Origin of the sequence: Bacillus cereus group sp. BceL291, from assembly GCF_051776705.1 — a bacterium.
Taxonomy (GTDB): domain Bacteria; phylum Bacillota; class Bacilli; order Bacillales; family Bacillaceae_G; genus Bacillus_A; species Bacillus_A cereus.
Genome location: NZ_JBPWAP010000005.1, coordinates 35,335 through 49,355, shown reverse-complemented (window position 1 = coordinate 49,355; position 14,021 = coordinate 35,335). Strand labels below are relative to the sequence as shown.

Here is a 14,021-nt window from a genome sequence, read left to right as displayed (position 1 = left end):
CCACTCATAGGGACAATTTTTCATCCAAAAGGTTATCGATATTCCAACTCTTAGTATCTACTCCTGCTGACATAATTCCTTGGACTTCTTTAGCCGAAAATCCAGCTTGAATCATTTGATCCCCATATTCAGCGATAATATCTAATTGTTCTGGTGGAAATCCTGTTTTTAATAATGTATTAACTAGCCCCAATGCTTCCTCGTTAGTAATACCTAAAGTTGCACCAATCTCATTGGTTTCTTGTATAAGTTCATTAAAATCAATTCCGGCATAGGATGCTGCAATAGTCGCTGCTCCTTTAGCCACAGCGGCATTTGTTTCATCAGAAGCATCCTTATTTAATGCCCATTGTCTGCGAACACCTTCTAATGCTTCTTCAGCGTCAATACCATAAGTACTAACGCCCCTAATAGCTTCTTCCACTGATTTTTTCGAAGACTCTGGAACATCAAAAGTGATATCAATCTTAGTTTTCAATTTTGACATATCCATTGCTTTTTCAACTGCACTAGCAATACCGCCACCAGCTGCCAACCCACCAATGACGTTTTCGAGTCCTACTTGGAGCCCTTCAAACTTCTTCTCCGTTCTCTCAGCCTCTTGTTGCAAATCCCTTAACTCGTTTCGAACTTGTTGAATTGAATTTCCAGCATCCACAGATCGAAGAGCACGTTGTAATTTTTCTATGTCAGCTTCTGTTCCTAATGCTTCCCGTCCAATAATTCCAATTGCTTGTTCTAATTGTTTACTTGTTGCTGTACCGCTTCTAATTGCATTTACAAGACGATTACCTAATGCGCCTGCAAAATCATCAACGCTTTTTCCTGTAGCACTAAACAACGTTTCTAGTTGTCTTGTTGAACTCGCTACATTCTCTTGTTCAGCTTTCATGTTACCGAGCTTATTTTTCAGGCCATCAAGTGACCCTTGTGTAAATTCAATTTCACGCCTAAACGCGCGGTACTGTTCTTCAGAAATCTTTCCGTTTTGAAATTGTACTTGAACTTGTTGTTCTGCTGCTTTCAATTTATCTAGCTTTTCTGTTGTATTTTCAATTTGTTGAGTCAATAACTTTTGTTTCTGAGCTAAAGCTTCAACATTGCCAGGATCGAATTTCAAAAGACGTTCTACATCTTTTAATTCTTTGGCCAAGTTGTCACTCTGCTTATTTACATCTTTTAAAGCGTTTTGAAGACCTGTGGTTTCGCCGCCAATTTCAATCGTAATCCCTTTAATTCTTCCGGCCATCATCTAACCCCTTTCTTAGAATGAATCAAAGTCTTTTTGGTTTGCTTTTCTTACTTTTTCTTTGTCTGGATTCTCCATTTCAGCGAATTCAGCAATGTAATCAAAGCAATCACCAATTGTCATGACGTCCAGATCCCAATGCGTTAATTTCGCTTTATAACAAAGAGCAAGGAACGTATCAGTGGTTAATTCTTCATCACTGAATGTTCCTTGCTCTCCATTATTTTTCTTTATTTTTTTTTTGCGCCCATCGTACTTTGAATCATATCCATAATTTCCGGAATAATCTCTGAGATAGGGAATTCATCAAAACCGTCTAACCATGTAATTGGCTCAGCAATTTCTGGATTTGCTGTTTTTGCGTATAACCAAACTAAATCATAAACAACTTCAAAATCCAGTTTACTTGAATCAATATTTGCTAAATCAATAGTGCCTAGCGAACCCTCTTGAGGATTTGAAGGAGACAAAATTCCTAACTTAAACATATCAGCAAATAAATCACGTCTGAATTGCGCTTTATATCGTTTAACAGTAGCTGCTGTACTTTTTAATCGGACTTGTTTTCCGTCTATTGTAATTGTCTTTTCCACTCACTTACGCTCCCTTTTGTATCTCTACTGATTTTTTTGTATATACTTCTTTGAACCAATTATCATAAACTGCTTGTGTTGTTTTAGATGTAGTTTTTGTCTTAACCATACGTCTACCATTAATATCAATTGGACTAGAAACAAATTTAAGTTCATTCGTATTTGGTTCAGCTGAATTTGTTTTCGTCTTAGATGCAACTGTAGGACGACTTGCTGAATTGTTAAATAGAACATGACGAGTCGCTTTTTCATCTCCATCAAATTCAAATAACAATGCAAATTGTTTTCCTTTGGCATCAGCTAGTTCATTTAGTACACCGTCTACTTCGTCTAACTCTTCACCTAAAACATCTACAGCAAATTTTTCTGGAATTGTAGCGATATTTAATGCACCATCATATCCTTGGTTATTACTTGCAGAGTAGTAAAGCATGTCATCAGCATAGAACTCAATTAAATCCCCTCGTGGATCTAATGTTAGTTCAACAGCTCCTGGAATCGGAATTGGAGTTTTAAATTTTACTACCCCATCTAAAATTTCATACAATGCATAATAAACATTTTTTAAACCGAAAGTAACTTTGTTCTCACCCATTTATATCAACCTCATTTCATAAAATTTTTGATACATTTTTTCAGATTCAATAATCCCTTCGAATGGCGAATCGTATGGTATTTCATTATCATCAAGGACCTTTTCAAGTTTGGCTTCTGCAACTAAATCTTTTCTAGTTGTATAAAGCTCTATGTTTAAGTCATTTATCTTGTGATAGACCTTGTTGTCGGCCATTAAATTTGCTGATCCGTCCACAAGAAAACAAATATAAGGTGGCGCTGGAACTGGATTAGTTGGTGTTGCTGTGAAATGCGAATAAGCCACAGGATATCCTGTAGCATCTAAAATCTTCTTTAATTCACCTAATGTCATTGTTGAACCGCCCTTTCCACACGCTCAACAAAATCATTAATCGCATGCTCTTCAGCTGGAGCAATGTGAACTTTTGGTGGAACACGCCCTCCATTGGCTTTCGCATGGCCAAATTCTAATAAATGTGCAACCTGATGCTTCGTTGCATTGTGAACAATAATTGCATCTCTCATTCTCTTTTTACGCCACCCTTTAGCATATTTACCCGTATCTTTAGGGCTTTTTTGCTTTAATTCTTCTACTAGGGCATCTGCTACTTTTTCCTTTGCAACCTCAATTTCCTCTTCAACAACATTCGCATATCGCTGCAACTCTCTTGCAATATCAGCTGATAGACTATCGATACTTCCCATTAAACTTCACCTCACACACGTTCTTGAGCAATAATAGTGAGCGTTTCATTACTTTCGCCATCATTAATTGGAGGATGTGTTATGTCAAAAATACGTCCTTTAAACTTAATTTTCATAGTTGTTTCAATGTCAGGCCGATATCGAATAATAAAACGGTACGTTCTTTCCGCTTGAGATGCTGCCGCCGCAAAATATTCTTTTCCTAGCATTGTTTTAATATCTGCCCAACAAATAGCATAATCAACATCTTTCTCATCGATAACCTGCCCTAAGTCATCTTTACTCGTCTCAGTTTTAATAAAAGTTATTCGATGTTTTCTGTTATTACTCAATCTCTTCGGCATCACTAAATACCTCCTGGACAAAGAAAGGTGTCATTGCATCTAAAGCTGCACTCAATTCTTTTTCGGATACACGATACTCATAAAAGATACCAGCACACATAATAACTAGATATTCTGTTTGCTCACCAGTTGCCTTGAGAACATAATTTTGTCCTTGTTTCAAATAAAATGAGAGCATAGAATCATCCATACCCTCATCCCATCTTATATGTTCTTTAAATTTGCTAATTAAATCATCCATATTAAGCACCTGGAGTAGTTTGCTGTTTCAAGACGTACTTATAAACTGGAACTTCAAATGGAGAATGAATTAATTGAGCATCTAGTAAGTTCCAGATACGGAAACCTACACGGTTTGTACGTGAGAATAACTCAACTAACTTTTGTACCTCTAATGATCCAATGACATCTTGAATATAGAACTTAGAGAAGTCACCGAAATAGAATACTGGTGTATCTGGTGCATCTGGAATATCAATTGCATCTTCTTCCTCAACAGGGAAGCCTAATAACGTATAGCCAATTCCGCCTTCAACTTGATTAAATGGACGAAGTAATGGGAAGCCGTCATCTGTTTTCATCGTTTCAATTTTTGTTAGTGCTGCCGTATTTAACACCCATCGTGCTTTTTTACGCACTTCTTTAACGGGTGTATTTTTCATTTTTACTAATGCATCATAAAGATTCTTTTCATCAGTTTTAAATTCAACTGCTTTCTTTGCCAATGCACCATCATTGATATTATTAGCTTCATCACCATTAACCATATATTGAGTTTCTTTACGAACATAAGCTTTTTTCAGCTCATCCATAACAATTTGTTCAATCGGTAAGCCTGTACGTGCCAATAACTTTTTCGTTACTGTAGCAAGCGCATCAAACTCTGTTGGGGATAGTTCGATTTCATCGAATTCAATATCTGTTTCTGGAATTTCATTATTTGTTCGTTCATTTTTATGACCTTGTGCTTCTGCTTTTTTAACTAAAACAGGATACTTAATGTTTTCTTTTGTTTTTACTCCTGTTCCTAATCGACGTAAGAAGTTTTCTTCTTGGGCATACGTAATAATTTCTTTACTTAAGAAATCTGGAATTGTAACTGAGCCATTACCAGTAACTAACCCTAATGCACGTGCTTCCTTTTCATCAATATTACCTACAATATAGTTAGCAAATACGGAACGAATTTCTGTTTCTTTATTCGTACGATGACCTTTAGTAGAAAGAGCTGCTGCGATAGATGCTGAAATAGCTGAACGTTGCTCTTCTGACAGCTCCGTTTTTACATCTGGATTTTCTTTTGCTGCTGGGTCTTCTTTTTTCTCTGGATCTTCATCTTTCTTTTTGTCTGGATCTTCTTTTTCTTCCTCTTCTAATTTCGCTAATTCATTAGCAAGAGTTTTCGCTTCTTCTGTTAATGCTTCTACTTCAGCCTTAACTGCCGCTAATTCTTCTGAACGGACTTCACCCTTCTCTACTTTCCCTTTTAATTCTGCTAAGCGAGCTTTATTTCGTGCTTGAGATGCTTTTAAGATTTCTTTTAAATTCATGTTAATTTTCCTCCAGGACTTTTTTTATTTGTTTAATAATGTTGTTTCTTTCTTCTGTATCATCTTCCACAACTGTTTTTACAGCTGCTTCTGTACTTCTCATTTCAATCATGGTTGCATTTTCGCCCCTGGTTTCAATGGAAGTGGCAACATAGGCTGGTGTCATATCCAAAATAGAAACTTCTAAGAGTTCTAATTCTTCAATAGATCGTTTTTGAACACCAGCTTCGCCCTCTTCCCAGGAGTCCTTTTCAGAAACAAAACCAAATGACCAGCCACGCAATTCTTTATTCCTTGCCTTTTCAATCACTTGTTCATCTGTAACCGTAGCAATGGCTCTTAAACCAATATTATCTTCATACAATTCCAGATTTCCGTTTTCAATAGAACCGAGATTTCTATTTTTATCATGGTTAAACAGCAAGTCCACATTATTTGCTTTCTTTAACGCTTTTTCAAACGTCTTTGGGACAATTCTCTCTTTGAAATATCCCCTTGGAGAAGGCAACATTCGACTTTCTCTGTCCACAACATTCACATAACCATCAAGTATGACTTGATTCCCTCGAACCTCAATTTTCATTCTCTTCACCTCCCCCCAATGAACCATCGTTTGCTTCTTTCTTACCGATTTCAGTTAAATCATTTGAAATATAAATAGATTGTGATTCCTTTGTATTTTGTTTAGGGAATCCAAGCATATCGGCAACATTGTCAGGCGAAGTAATAGCGGTACGTACCAGGTTATAACCGATATTTGTCTTGTTGCTATAAGTAACAAAATCAAGAATATTAATCTTGAATTTGATTCGTTTCCCCGAACTTTGTCCATAAAAAAGAAGACTCAAATGGTCTTCAAAATTTTTCATTATTGGTCTAACTGCTTTATTGTGGATATACATCATTGCTTTCTCAATATCTTCTTTGATTAACTCTGTGTATGTATCCACATTTATACCTAAAAACTTACCCAAATCCTTTTTGTATACATTTAGGTATGCTAGAGTCTTTTCATCGTCTAACGGGCTTTTAAGCGTTTCTATTTCATAACCTTTTCCTAGAGGAATCATCTTAACTGACCTTGCATCATCAATTGATTCCAACTGATCTAAAATCTTTTTAATTAATTTTGACTGTGTACCATTCTGTGGATTGATATGCGCATCTAATTTTAATAGAAATGCTAGTAATCCACCTTTTTTGTACTTATCGGTCAAGGTTTTCTCAGCTGACATAACACCCTCAAGTGTATCTCTTCCTAAATCAAGAAGACCTTTTCCTCTTAAATGATCTGCGCCAATATTTTTTACATGACGAATCATAAAAGAGGGAACCTCTTGACCACCAATATTAAAATGTTCTACTAAATTATCATCTAGCTCTGTAAACACATTTGAAGCTAAATGTATTTGAGTGCCATTTAATATAGGGAACGTTTCTCCCTCGAGTAAATAGGTATTTGTCATTAATTTAATGAATTCTGATTGTGTTAAGTAATTATTAGGATTCTTTAAAATACGAAGTGCAATATCATCTTTAATCTCATTACCAAATTCATCTTCCACAACAATATCAGCCAATACCATTTGATTACTGATGTCTTGTAACAATTCATATACATCACTAGATTGCAAGATGTTTGAATCCGTAACATACACACCGCCGTAACGAATGCTTTTTCCTAAAACATCATCCAGATAACCACGCTTTTCAGCTTGTCTAAATAAAAAATTTGAAAATCTATCTCTTAAACTCAATTTCTCACCGCCTTTCTTAAACCGCATCTCCTTTGCGGAACTCATGAATATGGACCATTATGTTACCAATTAACATTGTGTATTCATCACAAAACTCAGTATGATCATCTCTTGTAGTATCTTCATAATATGAACACCTTTTTATATGGTCATCTATTCGGGTTACAATTTCTGCAACATTATCATGTAATAAATGATATTTTTCATAAATTATAGGTCTAATTTCTTTCTGATATTTATCCAAATCAAATTCTACAATAGGTCCCCCGATATATGTTATCATTGTAAATTCACCATCTAGCTTAAGAACCTGATTATAAACTTCTAAAGTTTCTTTGATTTCATTTCTCTTTTCCTTAATTTCATCTCTCATTAATTGTTGCTCTAATAAATCATTTTGGGTTTGTCTATTCCATTTCTGAGTTAACCACACAGCTGTCAATGTACTCACGACTGTTAAAATTGGACTTAAAGCTTGAATTAGTTCTTTAATTTCTTTCATGAAAACACTTCCTTATCAGTTAATATCCATATTTAGTATAACTGATGAATTAGAAATATTATCTATAAATGTCATCTAAATATTCATCGTAATCTTCATCTGGAATAGCATCCTCCATCATATTTAATGTTTCTTTATGACCAATTAACATGGCCACAAACCCATCGATATGCTCCGGTGATTTACGTTTAGATGGTGTTTTTAAATTATTAATGTTTGTAATTATTTTTGCGTTACTTGCACAGAAAATAAGTAAAGGATTGTCTGTTTTAATTCGATCCTGGAGTAATAAAATTTCAAAGTCATCAAACGGCTCATTCATGTGCGTTGGATACTGCGGAACCTCTACACATTGAATCCCAAGCATTTCCCACTTTTCAACGAGTTTTTCAGCAAGAGCTGGATCATAGTTTATTTGACGTAAATCAAACTTCTCAAATACCCATTCCACATACTGATTTACCATTTCTTCATCAACTGTTTTTCCAGGACAAATTGTCACAAATTCTTTTTCAGCTAACGCTCGATATGGGACATTCCTTTGCTGTTCCTTATCTTCAATTCCAAACTCCGGGATAAAATACATTTGCTTAACGATTAATATCGCATTCCCTTCATCATCGTATGTTGGAATATTTATTGATACACAAGTTAAATCCGTGCGTCTTGATAAGTCCACACCGACAACACAAGTTAATCCTTCAATATCACCTAAATAGTCCACAAGCATTTTATCCAGTTGGTCTTTATCGAAATATGTTTCGGCATAATTAACGAATACATCCAAATGCTTTGATAAGAATTCCGCCTTATTAAAGCTATTGTTTTGAGCTTCTTTAAATGCATTCTCAAGAAACTCCATATTAACCGATACATCCATATTTGGATTAACCATTCGCCAAACGTCACGGTCTGTCCAATCAAACTTTTTGTTCGGCTCATAGATCATCATGAACCAGGAATCATCTTTATCATCCTTCAAAACTTCTTTTGCATAGGTATAAATTTGGGTTCCAAGCGAGCCGGTATTCTTTCCTGCTGTGGAAGTGATGATGTTGAGTGGTTCTTCTTGAGCAATTTGGGCTGAACGTAAGTTATCGTATTGTTCGCGGTCCATTTGAGCATGAACTTCATCAAAATAATTGATATATGGATTTTTACCTTCGTTACCTGCGTTATCTTTTGTCAGAACCTTAATTACATTTGCATATTTAATATCTTCTTCCACAAATGTGTATTTAATTGACTTAATGGTATCCTCTTTACCTTTATAGATACGCGTATCCGGACGTAAATCAGGACTATTTTCAATCGTTAAAGCAATTGGCCCGGCTGCATTTTGACATTGTTCAAAAGTATTAGCGGAAATATAACAATCTGCGCCTTTTACACCTTCTCCGTACATCGCATAAATGACTGGTGAACCGCCCATAATTGTTTTCCCGTTTTTCTTTGGTACCTGCAAATAAGCCGTACGAATTACTCGCACCGCTTTACCATCTTCATTATATTTTTGCCAACCATAAATGTTAGCAAAGTAAAACTTTTGCCAGGACTCTAAAATTAATGGCTGCCCTGCCCATTTTCCTTTTGCATGTTTTAAGAATGTTTCTGTGAAATAAATCATTGCATTTGCTTTTTCAACATCAAACCAAATATCTTTTCGTTTCTTCCATTTCTTATATCGTTTGATTGCCAATTTAATAGAATCAGGATATAAGTGAGGGGCTGCATCTACTTCCGAAACGAATATATCAGCGTAATTTGTTTCAAAATCAATCATCGGCTTTTCATCTTCCTAAATTGCACTAATTTATTGCTATCACTAGGCTCCGTGGACTCTTTTTCTGTTTTCCCTTTTTCCAGAAGAACCCCACTTTTTTTGATTAAATCTTTGTTCTTTCCGTCCAGTCCTAATTGCCCCAAATATTTCGCTTTTTGCTTAGACCAGACTTCAACTTGTTGAGCCAATGGATGCTTTGATTCTTTCACATCACCATTTACATTCTTTGTTTTTTGGACCGTTGGAAAGTTGGAATTCTTCCACAATCCATATTTGACGCTATATATCTCGACTGCATCAAGATAAACTTCAATCAATGGATCAAGCGCTGGCGAATAAGTTCCGGCTTCAACCAAAACATCCATAATACGCTGCGCTTCTAATTCTTTTTTCTTTTCAGCTTCAATTACGACCTTCGATTTTCTGGCCATTCCTTAAATCACCACCTAAAAAAACGAATTTTTTTCAAAAAACCATTTTGAGGTGCGCGTTTGCACCCCCACTCCCTATCCCCCCATAAGGCCAGCTTTTCTTTTTTTGATAGGGGGGCTTATAGTTTCCAGTCGAACTTTTTCTTTTCCTGGTATTTTTCATTTGTTTCTCTTTCTACAATCGGATGACACCTAGAACAAAGTGTATCGATATTATCTGGATCTAATCTTAATGAAGGATTGATTTTAATTGGAACAATATGATGATGATGTGCTTGCTTACCAAACACAAACCTTCCACATCGTTGACACAATCCTTTGTCTCTTTGATAACAGAATGACTTTAAATCTTGCCAGGCTTTTGTACGATAGAATGATCTGTTCTTTGAGTACACAACTGTCTTCTTCTGTTTACGTTTATGATTGAGACAATATCGTCCTTTATCGATTAATGTCTTGCAGCCTTGTTCAGCACAGTACTTCATGATAGTAACTTAATGATATCTTCTTTCTTTTTAACATCAGCTGGAATCTCAACATTAATCGATGCAGCATAATCACGTAACTCTTTCACCGTCATATCATCTAATTCAGTTACTTTAACATCAATTACTTTATCATCAGCAAATTTAGCAATCATACTCTTAGGCTTCACAGTTACCTCAAATTCTGGTTCTTCACCAGTTGGAACAAATAGACTTCGCTTTTCTTCATTATCCCAATACTCTGTACCTGATATTGTTTTTCTTATTTCAGTAATCATTTTCCACTACACCACCTATGTAAATTTTATATAATAAAAAGCACTCCATAAGGAATGCTTTGTTTCTAAATTTATTATCATCAAACTAATGCATCAAACAGAACTTTCGAGGTACTCAATAGTTGTACTCCATTTATATTTAGTACATATTTTAGCAATGTATCAAGCATTATTGTACGATATCCAGAACCTACTACAGTTAACACATTGCCACTAATACTGTAAGTTACCTCCATATCACGATTATTTTCTTTAAATTCCTTTAGTTTACCCATCACTTCAGAATGGCTTATTACAGCATCGTCAACTGAAAATCTAAACATTTGTTGTCTCGCACCACCATCTATTACAACGCCATTTCTAATATATTTATTTTTATTATTATTTACTAACGGTGCCAATTTTGATACTTGACTCTGTATACTGTTCATTTGTTCAATTATGTATTGCATTGGTTCTTCATTTGTAGTAATTTTTTTCATAATTTCTTTTTGCTTTGCAACCCTATAAATAGGATTATCCGGTTCTTTATCTTCAAGAGCAAAAGGTAACATTGCTCCTAAATCTTTAGATAACTCCATTACACCTGACATATCATCTTCATAAAAAATTGTACGTTCTTCAATAATATCGAAAGGTAATTTCTTTGTTCCTTTTTGAATAAGTTGAATAACAGGTTTTCTAACAGCATGCCTAATTGCAAGCTCATACATTACATTTGGATTTAAGGTAGTAAGATTAGCTATGGCTAAATCTGATTCTAGGATGCATTCAATAACTTGCTGATTTATAGAACCTGGATTTGCCATTCTATGTGCAACTTTAATATTCTCCTCAGAAAACCCAATTTTTAATAATTCTGGTGTAATTACTGCATCTATTACTCCATCAGCAGCCCTTCTTATATCAGATTGATCATCACCAATCGGTGTGATAATAAAACAAGTTTTATTTTTATTTGGATTATCCATAACTTATCCCCCATATTGTTTTAATACAATTTTATCATTTACTTCAAAATTAAAACAATATAAAACTATAATAAAACCCTTAAAAGAGCAACCGTGCACCAGTTGCCCTTTCGTCAATTTCTTATGTTATTACTATAATTCATTTTTTCAAGGGTTTGTATAATGATTACTTACCTTAAGTAAATGTTAAGTTCTATTTGAGTACTCAACCTTTTCTCTCATGGCAGCATGTTTGTTGTAAATGTACTGTGAACTGTAGTTAAGTTCTTCAGCAATCTTTTCTAATGTCATGCCTTCCACATATTTAAGATATGCAATTTTATGTTCCAACCCTTTGAAGGTATTAATTAATTCTTTCAGTTTATACATGTCATTCATTTTGTACGCTAATTCATATTCAATTGCTTCAATACGTTCTTCTACCTTTGCACCTTCCGATTCAGCAGTTAAACGTACTTCTCGCAAATCACCACTGACCCAGCGTTTTAATTCAGCTTTTGTTTTTTCTAAGTTGTAATCTAGATACGCAATATCCTGTTCTAATTCTTGATATACCTTTAGCCAGTTAAACAAATGATGATTCACCTACTTTCTTTGGATCTTCCACAATTATTTTTACTCGCCATGCATTTTCAAATAGTTTTGAGCAAATCGTAATTGTTGGCCAATATATTCATCATTTTCTTCTCCACCACTTGCAATCCAATCTCTTATACGATTATTGATATCTTGTAATACTGGTAAAGGTAATTTAGATGCTATTTCATTAATCTGTTGTAAATAAGTCACTTAATCGCCTCCATTTCTACTACGAAACTTCAAATCTCATAAAACACGTTTATCTTCCTTTATTAGACGTCTTAAGACTTATACACCTATTTGTATTAAAAAAGAAAAACAACTTCAGATTACTATGATTCTGACGGTCATTTTTATGTCGAAACATGTCGACAAGATTAATATCCTGAGCCGAAGCCCAGGACTTATATTTACTCTTCGTAAAATTCATCAATAGACATTTGAGAAGGCTCAAGAGTAATAGAAACATTTTCACCAGCAAATGGATAAAGCTTATTAATCTTATCTTTCGTATCACCTTTTACATTGAATTTAAGAACTGTTTTCTTGCTATCACGTTGAATAGAAACAAATTCAGCACCGATTGGTTCAACTTCACTTTTCTCCACAGTTAGATGAACAATAGTACCTGGCATTTTTAATAATTCGTCAGCATGTGGTAATTCATCACTTAATACATGAAACATTAAAACTTCCTTTTTATCATCCTTTTGCATTTTCTTGAATAAAACGTTCAATTGAATTTTAGTCATGATTTATTTCTCCTTTAATTGTTTTGGTTTTCATCATATGACGCCTTTCTTTAGATACTCACGAGCCATGTATAAGAAATGATGATATATGTAATTACCGGTTGTAGCAGGCTCAATAAATACTGTTGAAAAGCCATATCGCACTTCAAATGTTTTTAAACTACCAAGTAACGCTTCAGGTTTGTATTGACTTATATACTCACCTTTTAATATTTTTTGATAACCTTTTAGATCCTCCACAAGTAGCACAAATGGATGTTTAGCGGCGCGAATCAATTCATTTTCAAACCTTGTACGATCTTTAATCGATTGAACTAATTCATCTACACCATTTTTACGTTCTACCCCAGCACTTAAATAAATATCTCGTGTAATACCCATTTCAGGATTCTTAGGAATTACTGCTGAATAATCAGCCGTATCAATTTTTCTAAGTCTGAATCTAACATCCTTTTTACGAAAATAATCAAGTACATGTTGATTTTTCTGTTCCCTTGTATCCACCATGATTTCTAATTTATCCAGGATTTCCTTTAACTCTTTTTCTGAGTATCGATAATGTATAGCACTCATATTTATCGCTCCAATAACTCTGGGTTTTCGTATATGTTTCCGATTACCTCATAAACAATATGAGTATTCCATGCCATAGGTTCTATCTCTCTTTGTCTCAAGCGAATTGTATTTGCGTTATACCATTTCCGACAGAATGAAGGAGCTTCATAAATAACTTCACATCGAAGGACACTATCGTCACCTAAAGATAAATCAAGAACATCCCCTTCATAAATCTCCTTACCGTTCTTGTCTTTTAACCCTGTGTATTGCATAACATTAAATGCGCGTTGTTCAGGTGTTCCGGGGAAAATCTCCCATGCTGGTAAATCAAAGATTTCTCCCCAACCCAGCATCTTTTTACTCATTACATTCCAGACCCTGAATTGATATCTCATTTTCATGCTCCTTTCTTAAAGTGCGACATTGCACGATTGAATATTTCTTGTGAAAGCCCATCTGTTAATTTATTTTCATAGTTGGCCACAGATTCTTTTACATATAACCAACCATTAAGTGAAAAGTTTAATGTTAATTCCATAACTAACCTTGCTGCAGCTTCATCATGATTAAACCAATCATTTATTTTTGGATTCATATCTTGCTCAACACCGATAAAAAAATTAATAATTTTATCTATCGTTTGTTTTACTGCATGATCCTGGTCCGAATAATTACCTTGCAAGTATTTAATAATCCGTAGCTTATATTCTTTAATAACTGATTCAATTTCAGGAGCAACCTTTTCATGGTTCTCAATGTATAAATCATTTCCATCAAGAACGAGCTTCGCTCCCATCGATTGAACATCAACACATATCTGTTTTGGATGCATATTACACCTCTTTTTTTAAAGGGTTATCGAGGGTTACTAAGTTTTTTATTCAGTAACCCACTACAAAACCAGTCGT

Annotated in this window: 21 protein-coding genes and 1 pseudogene; all 22 read right to left on the bottom strand. The window is 34.6% G+C overall.

Features of this window, described 5'->3' with window-relative positions; all coding sequences use genetic code 11:
- Nucleotides 1–4: 4 nt before the first annotated feature.
- Nucleotides 5–1,252, bottom strand: coding sequence for a hypothetical protein (locus tag ACS2CR_RS06050; RefSeq protein ID WP_153602764.1), 1,248 nt, complete (start codon nucleotides 1,250–1,252; stop codon nucleotides 5–7).
- A gap of 227 nt (nucleotides 1,253–1,479) precedes the next feature.
- Nucleotides 1,480–1,842, bottom strand: coding sequence for a hypothetical protein (locus ACS2CR_RS06045; RefSeq protein ID WP_144641230.1), 363 nt, complete (start codon nucleotides 1,840–1,842; stop codon nucleotides 1,480–1,482).
- Nucleotides 1,843–1,846: 4 nt separating this feature from the next.
- Nucleotides 1,847–2,437: a major tail protein gene (locus ACS2CR_RS06040; protein WP_098506942.1), complete on the bottom strand. Its 591-nt coding sequence runs from the start codon at nucleotides 2,435–2,437 to the stop codon at nucleotides 1,847–1,849.
- The gene (locus ACS2CR_RS06035; protein WP_060851549.1) at nucleotides 2,438–2,770 is read right to left on the bottom strand and encodes a hypothetical protein; all 333 of its coding nucleotides are present in this window, start codon (nucleotides 2,768–2,770) and stop codon (nucleotides 2,438–2,440) included.
- On the bottom strand, nucleotides 2,767–3,123 hold the full coding sequence (locus ACS2CR_RS06030) for an HK97 gp10 family phage protein (protein WP_438906059.1): 357 nt from the start codon (nucleotides 3,121–3,123) through the stop codon (nucleotides 2,767–2,769). The genes ACS2CR_RS06035 and ACS2CR_RS06030 overlap by 4 nt, the downstream gene beginning before the upstream one ends.
- Before the next feature lie 11 nt (nucleotides 3,124–3,134).
- Complete coding sequence (locus ACS2CR_RS06025; protein WP_016125172.1) at nucleotides 3,135–3,467, bottom strand: phage head closure protein; 333 nt, start codon at nucleotides 3,465–3,467, stop codon at nucleotides 3,135–3,137.
- The gene (locus ACS2CR_RS06020) at nucleotides 3,448–3,708 is read right to left on the bottom strand and encodes a head-tail connector protein (RefSeq protein ID WP_086405524.1); all 261 of its coding nucleotides are present in this window, start codon (nucleotides 3,706–3,708) and stop codon (nucleotides 3,448–3,450) included. The genes ACS2CR_RS06025 and ACS2CR_RS06020 overlap by 20 nt, the downstream gene beginning before the upstream one ends.
- Nucleotide 3,709: 1 nt before the next feature.
- Nucleotides 3,710–5,017 carry a phage major capsid protein gene (locus tag ACS2CR_RS06015; RefSeq protein ID WP_153602766.1) on the bottom strand — a complete coding sequence of 436 codons (1,308 nt, stop codon included), beginning with the start codon at nucleotides 5,015–5,017 and terminating at the stop codon, nucleotides 3,710–3,712.
- 1 nt (nucleotide 5,018) lies between these two features.
- Nucleotides 5,019–5,600: an HK97 family phage prohead protease gene (locus tag ACS2CR_RS06010; protein ID WP_153602767.1), complete on the bottom strand. Its 582-nt coding sequence runs from the start codon at nucleotides 5,598–5,600 to the stop codon at nucleotides 5,019–5,021.
- On the bottom strand, nucleotides 5,590–6,774 hold the full coding sequence (locus ACS2CR_RS06005; protein ID WP_153602768.1) for a phage portal protein: 1,185 nt from the start codon (nucleotides 6,772–6,774) through the stop codon (nucleotides 5,590–5,592). The genes ACS2CR_RS06010 and ACS2CR_RS06005 overlap by 11 nt, the downstream gene beginning before the upstream one ends.
- A 16-nt stretch (nucleotides 6,775–6,790) precedes the next feature.
- The gene (locus ACS2CR_RS06000; protein WP_098843059.1) at nucleotides 6,791–7,276 is read right to left on the bottom strand and encodes a hypothetical protein; all 486 of its coding nucleotides are present in this window, start codon (nucleotides 7,274–7,276) and stop codon (nucleotides 6,791–6,793) included.
- Between the two features lie 58 nt (nucleotides 7,277–7,334).
- A complete protein-coding gene (locus tag ACS2CR_RS05995; RefSeq protein WP_153602769.1) occupies nucleotides 7,335–9,059 on the bottom strand; it encodes a terminase large subunit in 1,725 nt (574 codons plus the stop codon).
- Nucleotides 9,056–9,490 (bottom strand): P27 family phage terminase small subunit, encoded by a 435-nt coding sequence (locus tag ACS2CR_RS05990; protein WP_016125179.1) that lies wholly within the window; start codon nucleotides 9,488–9,490, stop codon nucleotides 9,056–9,058. Before ACS2CR_RS05990 ends, ACS2CR_RS05995 begins: the two co-directional genes overlap by 4 nt.
- A gap of 119 nt (nucleotides 9,491–9,609) precedes the next feature.
- Nucleotides 9,610–9,975 carry an HNH endonuclease gene (locus ACS2CR_RS05985; protein WP_098286567.1) on the bottom strand — a complete coding sequence of 122 codons (366 nt, stop codon included), beginning with the start codon at nucleotides 9,973–9,975 and terminating at the stop codon, nucleotides 9,610–9,612.
- Nucleotides 9,972–10,253, bottom strand: coding sequence for a hypothetical protein (locus ACS2CR_RS05980; RefSeq protein WP_016084501.1), 282 nt, complete (start codon nucleotides 10,251–10,253; stop codon nucleotides 9,972–9,974). Before ACS2CR_RS05980 ends, ACS2CR_RS05985 begins: the two co-directional genes overlap by 4 nt.
- Nucleotides 10,254–10,333: 80 nt before the next feature.
- Entirely contained in the window at nucleotides 10,334–11,224 is an 891-nt protein-coding gene (locus tag ACS2CR_RS05975) for a hypothetical protein (protein WP_153602770.1), read from the bottom strand.
- Nucleotides 11,225–11,410: 186 nt separating this feature from the next.
- Nucleotides 11,411–11,797 (bottom strand): hypothetical protein, encoded by a 387-nt coding sequence (locus ACS2CR_RS05970; RefSeq protein WP_153602771.1) that lies wholly within the window; start codon nucleotides 11,795–11,797, stop codon nucleotides 11,411–11,413.
- 42 nt (nucleotides 11,798–11,839) lie between these two features.
- Nucleotides 11,840–12,013: a DUF6877 family protein gene (locus tag ACS2CR_RS05965; RefSeq protein WP_199717429.1), complete on the bottom strand. Its 174-nt coding sequence runs from the start codon at nucleotides 12,011–12,013 to the stop codon at nucleotides 11,840–11,842.
- Between the two features lie 203 nt (nucleotides 12,014–12,216).
- Nucleotides 12,217–12,555 (bottom strand): annotated as a pseudogene (locus ACS2CR_RS05960) (hypothetical protein); the annotation flags it as partial.
- A 33-nt stretch (nucleotides 12,556–12,588) separates the two neighbouring features.
- A complete protein-coding gene (locus ACS2CR_RS05955) occupies nucleotides 12,589–13,128 on the bottom strand; it encodes an ERCC4 domain-containing protein (RefSeq protein WP_153602772.1) in 540 nt (179 codons plus the stop codon).
- A 2-nt stretch (nucleotides 13,129–13,130) separates the two neighbouring features.
- Complete coding sequence (locus ACS2CR_RS05950; protein WP_176543497.1) at nucleotides 13,131–13,508, bottom strand: YopX family protein; 378 nt, start codon at nucleotides 13,506–13,508, stop codon at nucleotides 13,131–13,133.
- Between the two features lie 2 nt (nucleotides 13,509–13,510).
- Entirely contained in the window at nucleotides 13,511–13,945 is a 435-nt protein-coding gene (locus ACS2CR_RS05945; RefSeq protein ID WP_153602773.1) for a hypothetical protein, read from the bottom strand.
- Between the last annotated feature and the right edge of the window lie 76 nt (nucleotides 13,946–14,021).

What these genes read in the sequence shown, in the direction of transcription:
- ACS2CR_RS05995 (WP_153602769.1), bottom strand. Translation starts at nt 9,059, where the DNA reads ATGATTGATTTTGAAACAAATTACGCTGATATATTCGTTTCGGAAGTA.
- ACS2CR_RS05945 (WP_153602773.1), bottom strand. Translation starts at nt 13,945, where the DNA reads ATGCATCCAAAACAGATATGTGTTGATGTTCAATCGATGGGAGCGAAG.
- ACS2CR_RS06025 (WP_016125172.1), bottom strand. Translation starts at nt 3,467, where the DNA reads ATGCCGAAGAGATTGAGTAATAACAGAAAACATCGAATAACTTTTATT.
- ACS2CR_RS05975 (WP_153602770.1), bottom strand. Translation starts at nt 11,224, where the DNA reads ATGGATAATCCAAATAAAAATAAAACTTGTTTTATTATCACACCGATT.
- ACS2CR_RS06010 (WP_153602767.1), bottom strand. Translation starts at nt 5,600, where the DNA reads ATGAAAATTGAGGTTCGAGGGAATCAAGTCATACTTGATGGTTATGTG.
- ACS2CR_RS06015 (WP_153602766.1), bottom strand. Translation starts at nt 5,017, where the DNA reads ATGAATTTAAAAGAAATCTTAAAAGCATCTCAAGCACGAAATAAAGCT.
- ACS2CR_RS05980 (WP_016084501.1), bottom strand. Translation starts at nt 10,253, where the DNA reads ATGATTACTGAAATAAGAAAAACAATATCAGGTACAGAGTATTGGGAT.
- ACS2CR_RS06020 (WP_086405524.1), bottom strand. Translation starts at nt 3,708, where the DNA reads ATGGATGATTTAATTAGCAAATTTAAAGAACATATAAGATGGGATGAG.
- ACS2CR_RS06040 (WP_098506942.1), bottom strand. Translation starts at nt 2,437, where the DNA reads ATGGGTGAGAACAAAGTTACTTTCGGTTTAAAAAATGTTTATTATGCA.
- ACS2CR_RS06000 (WP_098843059.1), bottom strand. Translation starts at nt 7,276, where the DNA reads ATGAAAGAAATTAAAGAACTAATTCAAGCTTTAAGTCCAATTTTAACA.
- ACS2CR_RS05950 (WP_176543497.1), bottom strand. Translation starts at nt 13,508, where the DNA reads ATGAGATATCAATTCAGGGTCTGGAATGTAATGAGTAAAAAGATGCTG.
- ACS2CR_RS05990 (WP_016125179.1), bottom strand. Translation starts at nt 9,490, where the DNA reads ATGGCCAGAAAATCGAAGGTCGTAATTGAAGCTGAAAAGAAAAAAGAA.
- ACS2CR_RS06030 (WP_438906059.1), bottom strand. Translation starts at nt 3,123, where the DNA reads ATGGGAAGTATCGATAGTCTATCAGCTGATATTGCAAGAGAGTTGCAG.
- ACS2CR_RS06050 (WP_153602764.1), bottom strand. Translation starts at nt 1,252, where the DNA reads ATGATGGCCGGAAGAATTAAAGGGATTACGATTGAAATTGGCGGCGAA.
- ACS2CR_RS06035 (WP_060851549.1), bottom strand. Translation starts at nt 2,770, where the DNA reads ATGACATTAGGTGAATTAAAGAAGATTTTAGATGCTACAGGATATCCT.
- ACS2CR_RS05985 (WP_098286567.1), bottom strand. Translation starts at nt 9,975, where the DNA reads ATGAAGTACTGTGCTGAACAAGGCTGCAAGACATTAATCGATAAAGGA.
- ACS2CR_RS05955 (WP_153602772.1), bottom strand. Translation starts at nt 13,128, where the DNA reads ATGAGTGCTATACATTATCGATACTCAGAAAAAGAGTTAAAGGAAATC.